The organism is Listeria weihenstephanensis (assembly GCF_003534205.1).
In the GTDB taxonomy this organism is placed as follows: domain Bacteria; phylum Bacillota; class Bacilli; order Lactobacillales; family Listeriaceae; genus Listeria_A; species Listeria_A weihenstephanensis.
Genome location: NZ_CP011102.1, coordinates 2,746,532 through 2,765,182 on the forward strand (window position 1 = coordinate 2,746,532; position 18,651 = coordinate 2,765,182).

Genomic DNA, 18,651 nt, shown 5'->3' on the forward strand with positions numbered 1-18,651 from the left:
ACGTTTCCATTCAAAAATTCGGATTATAAAACGAACGATTATCCAATCCAAATACACGTTCTGAAAATTCACCTGGTTTAGTATGGCGCAAAGCTTTATCCATCATGTTCATCGTTGCATCCATCAAATCAATCTGATGCAAAATCTCAGCCTCTCTCACAAGCGGTGGTTTAGGGCTTCCCCATTCACCTTTGCCATGATGACTTAATAAAACATGTTTCAGAATAACCACTTCTTCGCCTTCAATTCCAAGCTCATCCGCCATCTTGCTCACTTCTTCCACCACAATTGAAATATGCCCGATCAAATTACCTTCCAACGTATACGTAGTGGAAATTGGACCAGAAAGCTCAATAACCTTACCCATATCATGTAAAATAACCCCTGCATACAACAAATCGCGATCTACCGTTGGATAAAGATCGGCAATCGCCTTCGCGAGTCGCAACATCGATACCACGTGAAAACTAAGTCCCGAGACAAACTCATGATGATGGCGAACCGCTGCCGGATAATCAAAGAAATCATCTTGATACTTCTTCAAAAGAGCACGCGTAATCCGTTGTAAATTAGGATTTTGCATCTCAAAAATATATTTTGTAACCTCTTCACTCATCTCAGCCTTATCAATTGGCGCCGTCTCCATAAATTGGCCAATACTCACACCATCAAGCCCTGTCGACTGCCTAATTTGGCGAATTTTCAACTGCTTTCTACCGCGATAATTCTGCACTTCACCGACGATATTCACGATATTTTGACTTGCATAATTCTCCTCATCACTGTCCGAGATATCCCACAGTTTCGCTTCAAGCTCGCCTGATTTATCCTGTAATACCAACGATAAAAACGGCTTACCATTACTTGCAATTCCTTTTGTGCTCGACTTTATTAATAAATATAAATCTAGCCCCTCGCCAACTTCATAATCCAATAACTTCTTGTCCATCTCTTCATCGCCTACTTTCTCCAGTCCATTATTCGTCTCTAATAGCTCAAAATATAATTAAAAATAGGTCTACATTCCAAACTTTACCCTTTTAGTATAGCATGTGTTGCTCTTCCTTGGAAAAATATTTGCTAAGCTGCCGATGACACGTAAAAAATATCACCTGATTTTCACGCCTAATCTCCTGTAAAAGCAACATAATTTCTTCCAATCTATCCTCATCAAAATTCACAAAACTATCATCAATAATAATCGGCAATCTCTGTTCCCCGTGCAACATTTGAATCACAGCAAAGCGAATCGCTAAATACAACTGCTCTTTCGTCGCTTGACTTAACTCCTCTGGGAAAAATCGTAAACCATCCTTGCGCTCCACCTGCAAACGATTCTGAGCGAAACGCACCTGCTGATAGTTCCCCTTTGAAAGTACCTCAAAGAAATGCGTCGCGCGTGTCAATACTTTCGGAAGTTTCTCCTCTTGCAACTTACGCATAATCGAGCCCACCATGTCCTTCGCCAGCTTCACCCGAATCCACTCTTTCGCCAAATCTTGAAAAACCTCTTGCTCCGAATAAAATTGCTGCATTCGATCCGAGAAACTTTGCCCATCCTCGAGCGTCGCACATGCCAATTCCTTCTCCGCAATGATTTTATTATACTTATCAAGCTCCGCATCAAGCTGGCGCAACGTATCCTTACAAGCCAATACCTTCGCACTAATATCGCTCTCCTGCTCAATATCAGCCAAAACCGCCAAATGCGTATCCGATATTTGCGCCCGAAGCAACACCGCGCGTTCCTGCCATTTCCACTGTTGCTCGATTTGCAAACCCTTTTGATGGAAGAATGCCTCACTCTCTACATTTGCCGCCTTCAACAATTCCGCCTTATCAAACGCAATCGCCGCTTTCTCTCGTTCCAAAATCGCAATCTGATTCCGTAACTGCTCCTCTTTTTCCTGCGATTTCGCAATTTGAGCCACAAAATTCTTCCGATCCCGGCGCTTCATTTTCAAAGCAGCAATCTGCTCATCCGTGGCTAAGCGCTCCATTCCAAGCGCACCTACCAGCTCATCTAGGTCCGCCTCCCAATCCGCCACTTTGTCTGCAAGAACCCGAGCATCCTCCACAGCCTTCCGCTTATTCACAATAATTTGCTGCACATCACGCCACACAAATAAAAGATGCTCAAGACGCTTCCAAGGAAAATGATTTGGCACAAAAAGTAATTCCCGAAATGATTGCCATTTAGAATCCAATTCCGCCATACCTTGCGTCATCAACTGCCATTCCTGCTCCTCTTTTTCAATCTGAAACGCCAACTGATCCATTTGATCATAATAATTTTTCAACGTCATTCGGGCCTGCCGCTGCTCCATAAAAGTCACCGAATCCAACTGATTACTCGCAACTGGCGTAACCCTTTTACGCGAAAATCCAATCCAAGAAATCACCACTCCGACTAACAATAAAGCCGATATGCTGTATAAAATAAATGACTGCAACAGTCCCGCCAAAACGAGGCTCCCCAAAAATAACACCGAGAAAACAATCGCTACAACTGGAAGTTTCGCCCGTACTTTCGTCACACGTTTCTCCATCTGTTGCTGCACTTGCTGAAACTTAGACGAAGACCATAAATCCGTTTCCAAATGTTCACACTGCTTCTGAAGTTGCTCCTGCTCCTGCTTAGCCCAAGCAATTTGCTGTTTTTTCTCATCCAAATTCTCTTGTAACTTCTCCGTCTCTTGCTGCAAAATCTCCAACTGCTGCTCAGTGGCAATATCCAAACGCATCGCTAAAATATCATCATCCTCAGGAATCAACTTCACCGCATCCATCCCTGTAAACTGCGACGTCTCTTTCTCTTCCAAAAACTGAATATCCCGCTGCAATTCACCCAAGCGTCTTTGCCATTCTTGAAATAATGGCCACGTTTCAAGCAATCCATCCACTTTCTCCGCGTCCGCTTCACTCCATAAATCGCCATTTCTCTGTTGCTCCACAAGCTGTACAAGACGCTCCTGCCACTGAATCAACTGCGAATTTAGTTCCTTCTCACGTGCCACTAAATGCTCCAACTTCACAATTCCGTTCGCTGGGAACGACAAATCTCCCGTCTGTCCCATCTGCTTTTCCAGAAAAAGCCACTCCTCATATACAGGCCAAATCTTAAGCAACGACTCCTCCGACTCAACCTCCATTCGCAGTTCCTGACGGCGAACATGATTATCCGCTAGATCCCGTCGCGCCGTTTCCAATTCCTCCACCATTTGCAAATACTGCTGGTTATTCTTTTTCCCATCCTGATAAGATCCAAAAGCCTGCTTCAATGTCTGCAACTGCTGATTTAACTTCGGATTTTTCCCACTAGGTTTAAAAAGTTCATCCAAGCGCTTTTGCAATCGTTCCTCCGCTCGAATCAACACATCCGAACCGATCGTCCCAGTTGCTAATAAATAACGCTCAAAATCCACTTCTTTCAGATTCTGCACATTCTGCAATCCATGAATATCAAAAGAAAAAATAGATTGAAATCGCGAACGATCCATGCCACCAAGCAACTGCTCCAACTCCGCTTCATGCCCAATCGTCCCATCTTCAAAATAAACCGTCACATCTCCCGTTGCTTTTCCCCGCAAACGCTCCACCGTAACTTTTCCATTCGTCTCATCCTCAAGCATCAGCTTGCCACCATAGGCCCCCTTATTTTTCGGTTCCATCCGCGGTAGACTTTGCTGTTTTGTCGGGAAACCAAATAAAATACTATGAATAAAAGCCATAATTGTTGATTTCCCAGCCTCGTTTTGTCCGAAAATCAGCTGAAAATCCTGTAAATTATCGATTCGCTTATTTTCCCATCTGCCATATCCTATAATCTCTAATGCACTAATTTTCATTTGAGGTCTCCCTTAAACTGTTCCAACATATTTTCAAGCAACAACGCCGATTCTTCCACTAATGATTCTCGCTCTGCTTTATCAAAATCCTTCAAAAATCGATTCGCCGCCCCGTTCACAAGTAAACTTTCTGTTGCCTTATAAAACGCGCTCTCCGCAAGTAAGCCATCCTTAGCCGCTTGCCACTCCGTTTCCAAACCAGAACCCGCCAACCAATCCGAGTTCCTCTTGGCATCATGATATTCCACCCGCGTCACCCAAACAAAATTTAACTCATCCAGCCAAATTTCCTGCAACATATCGAGCCATTCTCCACTATCAATTCGCTGCTTCACTTCCATACTAAGTGGCAAATTCGATGTCACCACCAACTCTAAAAATACAGCCTTATCCATACGTGTAGCTTCCTTCACAGCTTGTAAAGAAAGCTGAAACAGCGAAGAAAAATCCACTTCACCATCAATATTAAGCGTCTTTTGCTCCCAAATGATCGGCGCCGTATCAACAAACGTTAATGTCGTTTTCCCCTCAGACATAGAAACCAGCGTCACACCCTTTTCATCCTTTTCCTTACGATGCCTCCCTTGAATATTTCCCGGGAAATAAATTGTTGGGTCCTCCGCCAAAACCTGCCTTAAATGAATATGACCAAGCGCCCAATAATCCATCTGCTTCATATCCCCAACATTAAAAGGAGCATACACATCCTGGCTCACATTCCCCGTTGCCTCTGAACCGTGCAAAAGCCCAATATGAAAATCAGCCTCGCCCAATCGCTTATAATCCTTGTATATCGCCTCACGAATATGCCTTTCTCCATAACTAAATCCATATAAATGAACCTGAATTCCTCGCTTACTAGTAAATTGATACATCTCTAACTCTGTCTTAAAAACCGTCACATTTTCTGGCAACTGCAATCGATCTTGATACTTCACAACATAATCATGATTACCATGAATCAAATAAACTGGAATCTCCGCCCTATTTAAACGCTCCATTTCTCGATAAAACCGCGCCTGCGCCTTAATACTTTGATCTTCCTCATCATATATATCACCAGCAATAATAACAAAATCAACCACTTCTTGAATCGCTACATCCACCGCTTTCGTCAACGAAACAAACGTACTTTCCTTGAGTTGCTGAAAAATTGTATCTGGCAAATGTTTCAACCCTAAGAACGGGCTATCCAAATGTAAATCCGCCATATGTAAAAATCGTACTTCTTTCATCTCAAGCCCTCCTAAATTACGAATATACGTTCTATTATACCTTGAAAGTACTTCTGACACAATGAAATTCCCTTTTGATAATCATAAATTTTTTTCAAAAAGACTCCCAATTATAGCTAAAACATGCTATTCTAAACGTAAGCACATCACAGGAGGTAATAACAATGGCAAACTGGCAACGAAACTTTGGCGTTTACGGCGTCACAGAAGAGAATGGTAAATTACTGATGATACAGCGAGAAAGCGAGCCTTACAAGCAAAAATGGGACTTACCAGGTGGAAAATTAAATGATGATGAAACACTCATGGACTGCCTCACGCGACATATCTCACAAATTGGTGGCAAAGCAACGATAACCGAAAACCTCGGCGTCTACGATTTCCTCGTTGGCTATCCATTCCTAGATAAACGTATTTTACAACATATTACCGCGCTGTTTTATACTCAAGTGGATTTCGCTGCTGAAAAAGCTGTCCCACTTATATTCCAAACAGAGCCAAGTAAAACGATTCAATATCAATGGGTACCGATGAATATGCTCAATGAAAAGAACGCTACACCAGCCGCATTAAAAGCCGTAGAAATTCTAAATCCATAATAAAAGCGCGATACAAAACAGCTTGAAAACTGCTTTATATCGCGCTTTTTTTGAAATTAATTTTCTTTCACATCATATAATTCTTGTAACGGTGTCATAATGATACGGTTCAAGTCGTTGATAATAAGACTCATCGCTTGTTCCCGCTCCATCAACTGAACAATAGCTTTATTGTTTTGCACTTCTTCAGCCACTTCTTGCGCCAAATCAATCGTTTCTTCGTCAATTTCTTGACCAGACATTTGTTTCTCTTGGATTGTAACTTGTACTTCACGGAAACGGTCGAATTTCACTTTTGCCTCAGGGTCTGCATTCACATCAGCATAAGCTTGTTTTAAATTCGTAAATTGTTCTGTTTCACGAATTCCTTTTTCTAAATCATTTGCAATGTCATAAATATTGATAGTCATAGATTGTTCCTCCATATATACGAATTTTTCTTCCTTTCTCACTATATCAAATTTTGCGGGCAAGGGCAAAAGTTAAAACCAAATCGCGATAATCCCTTGCAATATCCCAATGAAACCGCCTAAAAATCCACCTAAATACGTAATCATTTTCAGTTCCTTACCCGAAATGTCAAGCACAATCTGCTCCATCTCGCGTAAAGAGAAAGCTTCAATTTGATGTTGCACCATCTTGCCAATTTCCAGTCGTTCCATCATCTGCGCACTATGCTCGCCTGCGAATTTCAAAACCGTATCCACTAAAAATGGCACTATTTTATCTGAAATTTCCTGCTCATATGGACGAATCCAGTCTTGAATCGGCGTATCCATCCATTTTTCAAGTTGTACCGTACGCATAATTTCCACGATAAGTTGATCGATAAATTTCTCTTGTTTCGCGGCTGGCATAACATCAACAAGTGCCCGTTGTGAAAACTGCTGCCACTCTGAAACGATCAATCCCGAAAGAACTTCCTCCGTCTCCGGTTTACCGATAAACTTGATGACTTCTTTTTGCATCCGCGTAATAAACGTATCATTGTTCAAAAAGAGCCCTACCATGCCGCCGACTTTCCCATGTTCCGCTAAAATCCGCTCAATCATTGCTTTTATTTGCAGTTTTCCAGCATCGCTCGCCGTAAACAAGCCCATTTTCTGCAACGTCTGCGCTGAAATCGAAGGTATTTTTCGCGCCAGTTCTTGATGCACAACCTCCGGCACCACATTCTCTACCGTCTCTTCATTGCGCTTCTGAAAAAATTGTTCTAGCTGGCTTTTTAATATCCCGCTAATCTTCTCGTTCGCTTGATTTCCAACCGCCGTCATCTGCCACCGTTCCAAGAGCTCGTTTGGCGTCGTTGTCACCGCTAATTTTTCACGTATTAGATCATTCGCCGTTCCAATCAATTCCTCACGTAACGTTTCCTCCGCAAGTTTCGCTTGTACCGCCTCATTCGTAAGCAAATGTTCTGCGACAACTTCTCCAATCTTCACAGCCAGCTCTTCCCGCCGCTTCGGTATCACACCCGGCGTAAACGGAATTCGCCATTTCCCAATATATTTCGCTTCAAACGGTCTAAAAAGCATCCGAATAGCGATAAAATTCGTTGCAGCACCGATAAAAGCACCCACAATTACCATAAATAAAATTGTCATCCACGCACTCATAATAGTGTCACCCTCTAATTTCCATGTAGTGCTATCATCTTACGGCATTTTTCCGCAAGGCACAATGGTTTTGCGCAAATTTCAGCCTAAAGTATGACCACTTACTCCGCATCCAAATTCGTCATTTTAAGCGGATCAATCCAAAGTGCAAACTGCTCTTCCGTCACAAATCCCGACCGAATCGCTGCCTCTTTTAAAGATAAATCCTCCGCAAACGCTGTCTTCGCAATTTTCGCCGCTTTTTCATACCCAATATGCGGATTTAGCGCCGTCACAAGCATCAACGACCGATCAACCAATTCCTGCATAACCACCTCGTTTGCCTCCAAACCTTCTAAACAGTGGACTCTAAACGAACGCATCCCATCCGCAAGCAACCTCACCGACTGCAAGAAATTATAGATAATCACTGGTTTATACACATTCAACTCAAAATTCCCCTGGCTCGCCGCAACATTTATCGTCGTATCATTGCCCATCACTTGCGCCGCAACCATCGTCAGCGCCTCACATTGCGTCGGATTCACTTTTCCAGGCATAATCGAACTTCCGGGTTCATTCGCTGGAATCGTCAATTCACCAATTCCACTACGCGGTCCACTTGCCAAAAATCGCACATCATTTGCGATCTTCATTAAATCCGAAGCCAGCGCCCGCAACGCACCATGCACAAAGTTCAGCTCACTATGACTCGTTAGCGCGTAGAATTTATTTTCAGCAGAACGAAACGGATAAGACGTGTCTGCTTCCAAATGTTTCGCCACCCTCGCGCCAAAATCAGCCGTAGCATTGAGGCCAGTTCCAACCGCAGTTCCGCCGATCGCCAGCTCCAACAAGTGCTCACTACTCTCTTTAATAAATTTCTCGGCATGCGCGATCATACTTTCCCAGCCGCTAATCTCTTGCCCCAACGTAAGCGGCGTTGCATCTTGTAAATGCGTCCGACCTATTTTAACCATCCGCCAATACTTCTCTTTTTTCTCTGCTAAAATGCGTTTCATCGCCTCGAGTTCTGGCAATAAATCCTCCACCACAGCCATATAGGCCGCAATATGCATCGCCGTTGGAAACGTATCATTCGAACTCTGCGACATGTTTACATCATCGTTCGGATGCACCGAAGCGCCCGCAACATACGCCACTACCTCATTCACATTCATATTCGACTGCGTGCCGCTCCCCGTTTGCCAAACCACTAACGGAAAATGCTCATCTAGTTCACCGGCCACGATCTGATCACAAACCGCCACAATGGCCTGTTCCTTCTCCCGACTCAATTTCCCCAAGTCCGCGTTAGCCCTAGCCGCCGCCTTCTTCAATTTAGCGAAAGCCCTCACTATCTCGATTGGCATTTTTTCCTCACCAATTTTAAAATTTTGGCGGCTACGTTCTGTTTGCGCTCCCCAAAACTTATCCCCAGAAACCGCAATTTCCCCAATCGTATCGCGTTCCATTCTATCCATAATATAACGCCCCTTTTCCAATTAAAATATGTACTTCTTTTATCCTACCAACAAAAAAGACCCAAGGCAACCATCTGCGCCTTGAGCCTTCCTCATTATCTACCGAATGAATCTAGTATATTGTTAAATCCATCCGCGATCTGACCGCCAACTTCTTTCACTTTGTCAGCGCCTTTTTTAATGGTTTCGCCAGCTCCTTTTGCGGAGTCTTTAATAGATCCCCAGAAATCGCCAACTTGACCTGAAACTACGTCTTCTTGATTCTTCTCTTCTGTTTTAGCGGATGCACTCTTCGTTCCGAAGTCCACTGGTTTTTGATATTTCAAACCGCTCTTCATCACGTAATGCGCCAGAGATGCAACGCCCGCAGAACTTGTTGTTTTTAAATAGTGGGCTTGATCTGTTTTATCAAAGCCGATCCAGACAGAACCGACAAGATTCGGTGTATAACCTACAAACCATTGATCTTTCGTGCCGTCCGTTGTAAATGGTACTTGGGTTGATCCCGTTTTACCAGCCATTTCGTAGCCAGATACACCAGCATTCGCGCCTGTACCGCCTGTATTAATAACATCAATCAGCATCGATGTCATGTCTGTTGATACCTTTTTAGAGATAATTTGTTTCGTCTCTGCCTCACTTTGATACACGACTTTTCCAGTTGGATCGACAATTTTGCGGATGATGTGTGATTCTGGTTTCGCTCCTTCATTAGCAAATGTCGCATAAGCCGTTGCCAGTTCTACAGGCGAAACACCTTTATGCAAACCACCAAGCGTCAAACCAAGGTATTCATCTTCTTTCGTTAATTGAATTCCGAATCGTTTGACTGAATCCACACCTTTTTGCAAGCCGATTTGGTCAAGCAACCATACAGCTGGAGCGTTGATTGATTTAGCAACCGCAGTGTACATTGGAACTTCATCACGATAAATTCCGCCAACGTTAGTCGGTGTATATTTACCGTATGTTGTTTTCTTATCTTGTAGCATATCATCCACTTTCCAACCTTCTTCAAGTGCTGGAACATAGGTCGCTAGTGGTTTCATCGTTGAACCAGGCTGAGCTTTCATCTGTGTCGCGCGATTAAAACCACGGAAAACGTGTTTGCCACGACCACCAACGAGCGCACGAACACCGCCTGTTTCTGGATCCATAAGAACAGCACCAGCTTGAACAAGGGTACCATCTGCTGCATTCGACGGGAAAAGACTATCATTTTCAAACGTACTTTCTAATGCCGCTTGATAATTCTGATCCAATTCCGTGTAAATTTGATAACCTTGCTTCATGATGTCATCTTGCGTCAAATCGGTTTCCTTCAGCGCCTCGTTAATGACAGCATCTGTATACCAAGGATAGTGATAGTTGTCCGGATCATTTGATTTATCCGTCAACACCAGCTTCGTCTCTTGATATTGCTTCATTTGATCTTTCGTTATCTTGCCGTTTGTGTACATCGCACCAAGCACGATATTACGTCTATTCACCGCTTTATCTGCATGTGTATAAGGGTCATATGCAGATGGAGCCTGCAAAAGTCCTGCAATCGTCGCAGCTTGTGGAATCGTCAAATCAGAAGCCGTCGTCCCAAAATATTTCTTAGCTGCATTCTCGACGCCCCATTCGTTATTACCAAAATAAGAAGTGTTTAAATACATCTCTAAAATTTCATCTTTAGTATACGTCTTCTCAATTTCACGCGCCATAAATAATTCTTTGGCTTTCCGCGTAAATGTCTGATCTTGCGTCAGGAGCGCGTTCTTCGCTACCTGTTGGGTGATTGTACTACCCCCACCCGTGATGCTTCCTGTCGAGGCAAGTCCCCAAACGGAACGGAAAATACCTTTCATATCGAAACCACCATGTTCATAAAAACGTTTATCTTCAATCGAAATGACAGCATTTTGTAGATTAGGAGAAATGTCACCAATTTTTACAAAGGTAGCATCAGACGCGGAAAGTTCTCCGGCCTTATCATTGTCCTTATCATATATAACGGTTGTCGTTTCAATACCCTTTTTTAAAGCATCGATGTCAGCAGATTTTGCAACTATGACAAAATATACAATGAAAAAAAGTATACATGTCAAGCCGACAAGTGTAATAATTTTACCGATATGCTTGTTCTTCCAAAAACGGCGGAATTTATTCCAACCGATCCCCAACCACTTCTTCAAGAAAAGAAAGAAGCTTTTTAAATAGGTCAAGATTGTATTGTTCGTATCTTTCACGCATATCTCCTAGCTTTCTGAGTTAATTTTGTAAGTTTATGCTCAGTTGTATACTCCTATTTTACGGCAAAAGTCTAATTCGCGCCACCTTCTTTAGACCGATTTTGAAAACTGCTTCGTAATAGTACACAAATTCGTAACAATATTTACAACTTTTTAATTTTATTTTGAAAATCAGGTTTTCAAGCGTCCAGACGGGGTATTTATCTACTGTTAACGGGAAAGGCAAAACGAAAAAAATAAATACAAACACCGCCGTTTCAACAAAAGGCGTTATTACCTGCTTTCATTTAGACAGAATAAAAGTAACGCAAAACCAACATTTTTTCAGTCTGAACAAAGCAAGAAAGGATTTGGAACATGAAGAAAAGACTCATTTATTTTCTATCTAAAAGGCATATTCGCAGTGCTATGGCTGAAGCTTGGGCAAAGAAGTTGACGGTTAACAATGTTCAATTTATTAGCGGCTCTTGGCGTACCAATCAAACACCGCCATTTGTTGCCGATGCGCTACACGAATATGCGATGGAACCACCAGCATCGATGCCTGCCACTCCAAGTCAAGCTTTATTAAACGAAGCCGATTTAATCGTCACCATCTATGATTCCAGTTCCGAACTCGCTCCTGGATTCCCAGACGAATTGCGTGAAAAGATTATGTATTGGGATATTAAAGATCCAGAACAATCTACCGAAGAACCTGTTAAATGGGCTCATTACCAAGAAGTTTGTGATAACATCGCGACATCCGTTAAAGGTTTAGAGAAAGTTTTAATATAATAATTCTGATCTCACTAGTATATCCGTATCTCGGTACGCATCGCTAGCGAGATTTTTATTATTCCGAGTAGTATAATGAAGTAAACGAGGTGAGCATCCATGGATAATTACGAAGATCTAAAAAGAGGGGAGCGTGGCGCATGGCTTAGTATCATCGCCTACATTTTCCTAGCTACTTTAAAAATTGTCATTGGTTCGTTGGGGAATTCTGATGCACTCCAAGCCGATGGATTAAATAATACGACCGATATCGTGGCTTCCGTCGCGCTTCTTATCGGTCTTAAAATTTCACGTATTCCGCCAGATAAAGACCATCTTTACGGCCACCGACGCACAGAAACAATCAGCTCCTTAATCGCGTCTTTCATTATGTTTCTCGTTGGGATCGAGGTCATTTGGCAAGCATTTCTAGCATTTATTCATCAAGAATTCGCGACACCTTCCGTACTTACCGCGATTGTAGCGCTATTTTCAGGCGTGGTCATGTACATCGTCTACATCATCAACAATAATCTGGCGAAGAAAGTCGACAGTCAAGCCGTCCGAGCCGCCGCCTACGATAACCGCTCCGATGCTTACGTAAGTTTTGGAACATTCATCGGTATAACGGGCGCTGTGATCGGTATTTCCTGGCTCGATAATCTCACCGCATTCCTTGTCGGCGTCCTCATTATTTATACTGCTTGGAAAATATTTTTTGATGCCGCCCACACGCTTACCGACGGATTTGACATCGGCAAAATCGAAACCATCCACACGATCATCGCCGAAGTCCCTCAGGTTCATGAAGTCCTTGATATCAAAGCACGTATGAACGGTAACCGCATCTGGATTGACGCCACGATTTCCGTGAAGGCCGATCTAAGTGTTGCCGAAAGCCATATCATCACAGAAAAAATTGAAACCGCGATTCGCGAATCCTATCCAAACGCCTACACACTCGTCCATATTGAGCCTTATTTTGCTGGAGCAGATACCGAATAAGATATCAAATTTTGTAAAAATCTTTCAGCGTGTCGACAAACACTCATTTTCGTCGTTAAAAGTTCCGTTCCAGTGCTCACGTACTTTAGTACGCTCCGCGCTGGTACTCGCTTTTGCCTAGAAACTAAGTATTTGTCGACACGCTGAAGTTTAGTAAAAAATCATGTGATGCGGTTTTTCTACAGTCTAAAATTTTGTAAAAATCTTTCATTCGTTCGCTTGTCTTATTGAAGCGTTTGACTTATAATTTAGAATAAGTATATCAAAATCAGTTGTTGGGAGGGAAAAACACAGTGGGGCAGAGAAACTAACAAACCAAAAAGAACAAAACAGACCAAATATAATCGTTGCTGTCTCGTGTTTCCTAAACAAGTGGCTAACCTCTTGAATACAGACACATACAAATAGCAACAACAAACTTTAGAATCTATATAGGAGGTGTTCGCCATTTCTGGTGCTTTATCAGAGGTGGCCATTCATTGATATTAACCACTAAATTTTTAGTTATCGCTTTACTAATTGCAATTTCCGCCTTTTTCGTTGCGACCGAGTTCGCCATCGTAAAAATGCGTCCGAGCCGTTTGGACCAACTGATCTCAGAAGGTAACAAACGTGCGACTTTAGCAAAACACATCTATACACACATGAACGCCTACCTTTCTGCCTGCCAGTTAGGTATCACAATCAGTTCACTCGGACTAGGTTGGTTAGGAGAATCGACCGTCGAGGCCGCCTTACATCCACTATTTGTGCTGTTTGAATGGCCAAGCTCCGTGACATCTGTTCTTTCCTTTGCGATTGCGTTTATTCTGATTACCTTTTTACACGTCGTTGTTGGTGAGCTCGTTCCAAAAACACTTGCCATTGACAAAACAGAGGCTGTCGCGCTTTCAGTAGCTCGCCCATTGCATATTTTCTACAAAATCATGTTCCCTTTCATCTGGCTTTTAAATGAATCTGCGGTAGTTATCGCCAAATTGTTTGGTTTAGAAACAGCCAACGACCACGAAATTGCCCATACGGAAGAAGAACTGCGAATCATTGTTGGCGAAAGTTACAAGAGCGGTGAAATCAACCAATCCGAATTCAGCTATGTAAACAAGATTTTCGATTTTGACGAGCGAATGGCCAAAGAAGTCATGATTCCTCGTACCGAAATCGTAACTGTTGATTCTGGCGGTACCATTGCCGACCTATCCGACATTATGAAATACGAACGCTACACACGTTATCCCGTTATTGAAGGCGACAAGGATCATATCATCGGTGTACTGAACTTGAAAGAAATCCTTTCTGCGTACGTTGAAAATGGCTCCGATCCGTCCTTCAGTACTGATCCATACGTAAAACCAATCATCCGCGTTATCGAGACAATTCCGATTAAAGAATTGCTTATCCGGATGCAGCGCGAACGTTCCCATATCGCGATTCTACTCGACGAATATGGCGGAACATCAGGACTTGTCACAGTCGAGGACATCGTGGAAGAAATCGTGGGCGACATTCGCGATGAATTTGATGCCGACGAAATCCCTGAAATTCGCAAAATAAAGGACGGTCATTTCATCATCGACGCTAAAGTCCTGATCGATCAAATTAACAACATGCTTGGCACAGATATCGAGGAAGAAGAAGTCGATACTATCGGTGGCTGGTTCCTAACACATAATTACGAAGTCGAAATTGGTGACGAGATTGAGAACAGCGGCTACATTTTCCGAGTAAAAGAAGCCGAACCACATCATATTTCGTACATCGAAGTCTTCAAAAAAGAGAATAAAGAAGCATAAAAAAAGGATCAAAAAATCTGAAACTAGATTTTTTGATCCTTTTCTTTTGCCACAAGTTCAACTTTCATCCGATCTGGACCTTCCGCAAAAACCGCATAATAATTCGGTCCACCAGCAAAAGGATGCCGGTCTTCATACAAAATGGGAATCCCTCGTTCCCGAAACTTAGCCGTCCACCAATCCACATCCGCTCGCCGCTCCACGTGAAAAGCCAAATGATTCAGTCCCGTATGTCCCCGATGATACCCAGCCTCCAAAAATCGCGCTTCCGTCTGTACAAAAACCAAATACGTCTCCTCGTACATCCAACTAACGCCAGCTCCCCATTCCGAATAAAGCGAATAGCCCAATCCCAGAAGTAGCTCATCCCAAAATAAGCGTGCCTCCTCCAGATTAGATACATTTATCTCCACATGATGCAACATCCCTCATGACCTCTTCCCTTACAAATGTTTGAGTGCTTCCCGCCGACTAAGCGGAGACAAAGCATGCGATTCCACAAATTCACGAACCACCTCAGGCTCAAATTTAGCATATTGCCGCAACGCCCAACCGATTGCCTTTTGAATAAAGAACTCATCCGAATCCAGCCATTTTTCACAGTTTGCAAACAACAAATTAAAATCCGTTGCCTCCTTATACTTCAACTGAAACAAAATCGCCGTGCGCGCCAACCATATATTATCGCCATCAATCCATTTCGCATTATACTCGCTAATCAACTCTGGATACAATCTAAAATGTCCTCCAACAAGCGTGCTGGCCAATAAATCCACCGTATCCCACCAGGGCTCCGTAACAACCAATTGCTCATAAAAATCAATCACATCGGCCGATTGCTTCTTCACATCTTTCGTCAACATATCAATGGCCAAATAGCAAAATTCCCGCTCCGTTTGCGCGTAAAGCTCTCTCGCCGTAGCAACAGAATCCAGCGGCTTACCATGTTCCGCAACAAATTCCCGATAAAGTACCCGCCGCACAGGGCTACGCAAACCAAGAAATGCAAACTGATTTCGCATATACTGCTCCATCGCCCGCTTCTCTTCGGAATCCGCGTGTGCCCTCATATACTGAACCAAGTCCTCCATATAATTCCCCATCCAAATCTCCTCACCTTTTAAGAAAACATCGCCCGTTCCTTCTCCATGCTCGCCAACATAAAGTCAACATCATCCGGATCTGGCCCCACACGTTTCCCGCTCTCCAACTGACCAATCCGCTTCATATCTTCCGCGTCCAATTTAAAATCAAATAATTGCGCATTTTCAAACGTCCGTTTCGCACTAATCGAACGCGGCATCGTAATCGTGTTGCGCTCCATATGCCACCGCAAAATCACCTGATCCACATGCACCTCATGTTTCCGGGCAATCTCCTCAATCACAGGATTTTGAAACAGCGCACCCTTCGCGAGTGGCGACCAAGCACCATGCGCAATTCCATGCTCCGCCAAATACGTTCGCAGCTCATTTTGTGGTAATAGTGGATGCGTTTCCACCTGATCAATCGCTGGCTTCACATTCGCCTTCACCGCCAGATTCGCCAAATGATGCTCCTTAAAATTCGCAACACCGATCGCACGCACCATCTTTTCTTCATATAAACGTTCCATCGCCCGCCACGTTTCCGTATACATTTCCGTCAGCGGCCAATGAATTAAATACATATCCAAATAATCCACGCCCAAATTCGCAAGCGTATGTTCAAATGCAGTCAAAACTTTATCATAGCCCTGATCCCCATTCCAAATTTTCGAACTAATAAAAAGGTCCTCACGCGCGACATCACTATGACCAATCGCCTGCCCAACTAATTTCTCGTTGTTATAAACCGCGCCCGTATCAAAAGAACGGTATCCAATTTCCAGCGCCTTCTCAATCGCACCCGTCACATGTTGCTGCTCAGTCACTTGAAAAACGCCCATGCCAAGATAAGGAATCATCACACCATTATTTAAACGATAACGTGCCTGAAATGAATTGACCATAGATAAAACCTCCTGCTTCTCTCATATATACGCCTCACGCTTTTCTTTCATTAAATACTTAAAACTAGTATACCTAAATCCACCACGCTTATCTACCAAAATGCAACACTCTTGTTCGAATTTTCACGTTTTTACCACTTCCATATCCCACCAGCTTTCCTACAAACGGACGCCCCCTCGAAATATTAGCCATGCTCCTCAAAAAAATAATAAAATTGAGATAGAATCAAAAACCAGCAAAACTGCAAATGTAACCGATTTCAACTAGATTTTGCCTAATTATACGCAAAAAAAAGATACCTATTGGCTCCATCCTATGTTAGTATGAATATGTAGTAAATTTCTATCTTGTAACGATTTTTTTCTGTATTATTTTTGTAAACATCCGCTCACTAACATCAACGAAAAAGTGGGCCCTATTATACTGGGAAAAATCACACAAAAAAGATCGGGGGAAATAAAAAATGGCTTTTAAAAATAAAAAGGACCGTTTTGCTTCACTATTACATGACATGGCAGTAAACCTACGTGAGGGCGCTAACTATTTCGCTTCTTACGACATTGAAACTGGGGAAGACTTACATACTTTTTCGGAGAAGATGAAGGAGTACGAAACACACGGTGATTCACTTGTCCACAAAATGATCTTAGAACTAAACGATGCCTTCATCACGCCAATTGAGCGCGAAGACATGTTAGAACTAACAAACCGATTAGATGACGTAATGGACGGCTTTGAACAAATCGCCTTCACATTCGAAATTTGTCACATCAAACGATTTGACGATTACATGCAAAAATTCATTGACGCGATCGAAGCAAGTACTGTAGAAATTGAAAAAGCAGTAGACCTCGTTTTTGATAAAAAATTAAAAGATGTACGCACATTAGCTATTAAAATAAAGAACTACGAATCCATTTGTGATGAAGTATATCGCGAGTCTCTGATTCAATTATTCCAAAACGAAGAAAACCCAATCCGTTTAATTCGGATGAAAGAAGTATATGAGAATTTTGAAGAAATCGCAGACAGTTGTCAAAGTGTAGCCAATACGCTTGAATCAATTGTTATGAAAAACGCGTAAGGGGCCGGCTAAATGGAAGGTATGTTATTTATAACGGTTGTCATAGTTATTGCAGCGCTAGCGTTTGACCTTATCAACGGATTTCATGACACAGCCAATGCAATTGCAACAAGTGTCTCAACAAAAGCTCTAAAACCAAAACACGCGATCGTCTTGGCCGCAGTGATGAACTTTGTCGGTGCAATCTCCTTCACTGGGGTTGCCAAAACAATTACGAAAGACATTGTCGATCCATTCTCACTACCACATGGCGATATCGTAATCCTAGCAGCACTCTTGTCTGCTATCATGTGGAACTTACTCACGTGGTACTTCGGTATCCCAAGTAGTTCCTCTCATGCCCTGATCGGTTCTATCGCTGGTGGAGCCATTGCCGCAGCAGGATTTGGCGCACTCGAATATAAAGGCTTCTTAACTATTATCATTGGCCTCATCGTGTCTCCATTCCTAGCATTCGGAGTTGGTTTCCTAATCTATAGCCTGTTCAAGGTATTCTTAAAGAACTTAAACCTATCATCAACAAACCGCCGTTTCCGCTACATTCAAGTCGGAACAGCAGCACTCCAATCCTACACACACGGTACAAATGACGCCCAAAAATCAATGGGTATCATCACACTTGCTTTGATCGCTAACGGGTTCCAACAAACCGATGACGTTCAACTGTGGGTACAAGTATCCTGTGCGATCGCGATGGCCGTTGGTACATCGATCGGTGGTTGGAAAATCATCAAAACAGTTGGCGGTAAGATCATGAAAATCAAACCAGTAAGTGGTGTAGCGGCAGATCTAAGCTCCGTGTTCATCATCTTCGGTGCCACTTTCATTCACTTACCAGTAAGTACCACACACGTTATCAGCTCCTCCATCCTTGGTGTTGGAACAGCCCACCGTGTGAAAGGCGTTAAATGGGATACCGCGCAACGCATGATCATTACTTGGATCATCACACTGCCAATCTCAGCCACACTTGCAGCCGCTATTTATTACGTACTACGTTTCTTACTAGTATAATTTCAAAAACTCG

General features: G+C 42.9%; 16 protein-coding genes. 6 read left to right on the plus strand and 10 right to left on the minus strand.

What is annotated here, in order from left to right:
- Positions 1 to 10: 10 nt before the first annotated feature.
- From yhaM to UE46_RS13300, 3 genes are all read right to left on the minus strand, one after another.
- On the minus strand, positions 11 to 949 hold the full coding sequence (yhaM, locus tag UE46_RS13290) for a 3'-5' exoribonuclease YhaM (RefSeq protein WP_036059339.1): 939 nt from the start codon (positions 947 to 949) through the stop codon (positions 11 to 13).
- A gap of 91 nt (positions 950 to 1,040) precedes the next feature.
- Positions 1,041 to 3,848, minus strand: coding sequence for an ATP-binding protein (locus tag UE46_RS13295; RefSeq protein WP_036059337.1), 2,808 nt, complete (start codon positions 3,846 to 3,848; stop codon positions 1,041 to 1,043).
- Positions 3,845 to 5,083 carry a metallophosphoesterase family protein gene (locus tag UE46_RS13300; RefSeq protein WP_036059335.1) on the minus strand — a complete coding sequence of 413 codons (1,239 nt, stop codon included), beginning with the start codon at positions 5,081 to 5,083 and terminating at the stop codon, positions 3,845 to 3,847. The genes UE46_RS13295 and UE46_RS13300 overlap by 4 nt, the downstream gene beginning before the upstream one ends.
- Positions 5,084 to 5,247: 164 nt before the next feature.
- Between UE46_RS13300 and UE46_RS13305 the strand changes: the two genes are divergently transcribed.
- A complete protein-coding gene (locus UE46_RS13305) occupies positions 5,248 to 5,682 on the plus strand; it encodes an NUDIX domain-containing protein (protein ID WP_036059332.1) in 435 nt (144 codons plus the stop codon).
- 56 nt (positions 5,683 to 5,738) lie between these two features.
- Here the strand turns inward: UE46_RS13305 and UE46_RS13310 are convergent, their stop codons facing one another.
- The 4 genes from UE46_RS13310 to UE46_RS13325 form a co-directional block, all read right to left on the minus strand.
- On the minus strand, positions 5,739 to 6,092 hold the full coding sequence (locus tag UE46_RS13310) for a YlbF/YmcA family competence regulator (RefSeq protein ID WP_036059329.1): 354 nt from the start codon (positions 6,090 to 6,092) through the stop codon (positions 5,739 to 5,741).
- A gap of 72 nt (positions 6,093 to 6,164) precedes the next feature.
- Positions 6,165 to 7,286, minus strand: coding sequence for a DUF445 domain-containing protein (locus tag UE46_RS13315; RefSeq protein ID WP_233230934.1), 1,122 nt, complete (start codon positions 7,284 to 7,286; stop codon positions 6,165 to 6,167).
- A 113-nt stretch (positions 7,287 to 7,399) separates the two neighbouring features.
- Positions 7,400 to 8,761 (minus strand): class II fumarate hydratase, encoded by a 1,362-nt coding sequence (fumC, locus tag UE46_RS13320; protein WP_036059324.1) that lies wholly within the window; start codon positions 8,759 to 8,761, stop codon positions 7,400 to 7,402.
- A 95-nt stretch (positions 8,762 to 8,856) separates the two neighbouring features.
- Positions 8,857 to 10,995: a transglycosylase domain-containing protein gene (locus UE46_RS13325; protein ID WP_036059322.1), complete on the minus strand. Its 2,139-nt coding sequence runs from the start codon at positions 10,993 to 10,995 to the stop codon at positions 8,857 to 8,859.
- Between the two features lie 360 nt (positions 10,996 to 11,355).
- Here UE46_RS13325 and UE46_RS13330 point away from each other — a divergent pair, with 360 nt between their 5' ends.
- The 3 genes from UE46_RS13330 to UE46_RS13340 all read left to right on the plus strand — a co-directional run bounded on the left by UE46_RS13330 (position 11,356) and on the right by UE46_RS13340 (position 14,549).
- Positions 11,356 to 11,775, plus strand: a complete 420-nt coding sequence (locus UE46_RS13330) for an arsenate reductase (protein ID WP_036059320.1) — start codon at positions 11,356 to 11,358, stop codon at positions 11,773 to 11,775.
- Positions 11,776 to 11,874: 99 nt separating this feature from the next.
- Positions 11,875 to 12,759: a cation diffusion facilitator family transporter gene (locus tag UE46_RS13335; protein ID WP_036059318.1), complete on the plus strand. Its 885-nt coding sequence runs from the start codon at positions 11,875 to 11,877 to the stop codon at positions 12,757 to 12,759.
- Positions 12,760 to 13,238: 479 nt separating this feature from the next.
- Positions 13,239 to 14,549, plus strand: a complete 1,311-nt coding sequence (locus UE46_RS13340) for a hemolysin family protein (RefSeq protein WP_036059316.1) — start codon at positions 13,239 to 13,241, stop codon at positions 14,547 to 14,549.
- Positions 14,550 to 14,572: 23 nt separating this feature from the next.
- Here UE46_RS13340 and UE46_RS13345 read toward each other — a convergent pair whose 3' ends face one another.
- From UE46_RS13345 to UE46_RS13355, 3 genes are read right to left on the minus strand one after another with little or no spacing between them, the layout of a single operon-like run.
- Positions 14,573 to 14,974: a VOC family protein gene (locus UE46_RS13345; RefSeq protein ID WP_036059313.1), complete on the minus strand. Its 402-nt coding sequence runs from the start codon at positions 14,972 to 14,974 to the stop codon at positions 14,573 to 14,575.
- An 18-nt stretch (positions 14,975 to 14,992) separates the two neighbouring features.
- Positions 14,993 to 15,640, minus strand: a complete 648-nt coding sequence (locus UE46_RS13350; RefSeq protein WP_036059453.1) for a DNA alkylation repair protein — start codon at positions 15,638 to 15,640, stop codon at positions 14,993 to 14,995.
- A 29-nt stretch (positions 15,641 to 15,669) separates the two neighbouring features.
- The gene (locus UE46_RS13355; RefSeq protein ID WP_036059311.1) at positions 15,670 to 16,539 is read right to left on the minus strand and encodes an aldo/keto reductase; all 870 of its coding nucleotides are present in this window, start codon (positions 16,537 to 16,539) and stop codon (positions 15,670 to 15,672) included.
- Positions 16,540 to 17,003: 464 nt separating this feature from the next.
- Between UE46_RS13355 and UE46_RS13360 the strand changes: the two genes are divergently transcribed.
- Both UE46_RS13360 and UE46_RS13365 read left to right on the plus strand, forming a co-directional pair.
- The gene (locus tag UE46_RS13360) at positions 17,004 to 17,624 is read left to right on the plus strand and encodes a DUF47 domain-containing protein (RefSeq protein ID WP_036066870.1); all 621 of its coding nucleotides are present in this window, start codon (positions 17,004 to 17,006) and stop codon (positions 17,622 to 17,624) included.
- Positions 17,625 to 17,636: 12 nt separating this feature from the next.
- A complete protein-coding gene (locus tag UE46_RS13365; RefSeq protein ID WP_036059308.1) occupies positions 17,637 to 18,638 on the plus strand; it encodes an inorganic phosphate transporter in 1,002 nt (333 codons plus the stop codon).
- Positions 18,639 to 18,651: the final 13 nt, after the last annotated feature.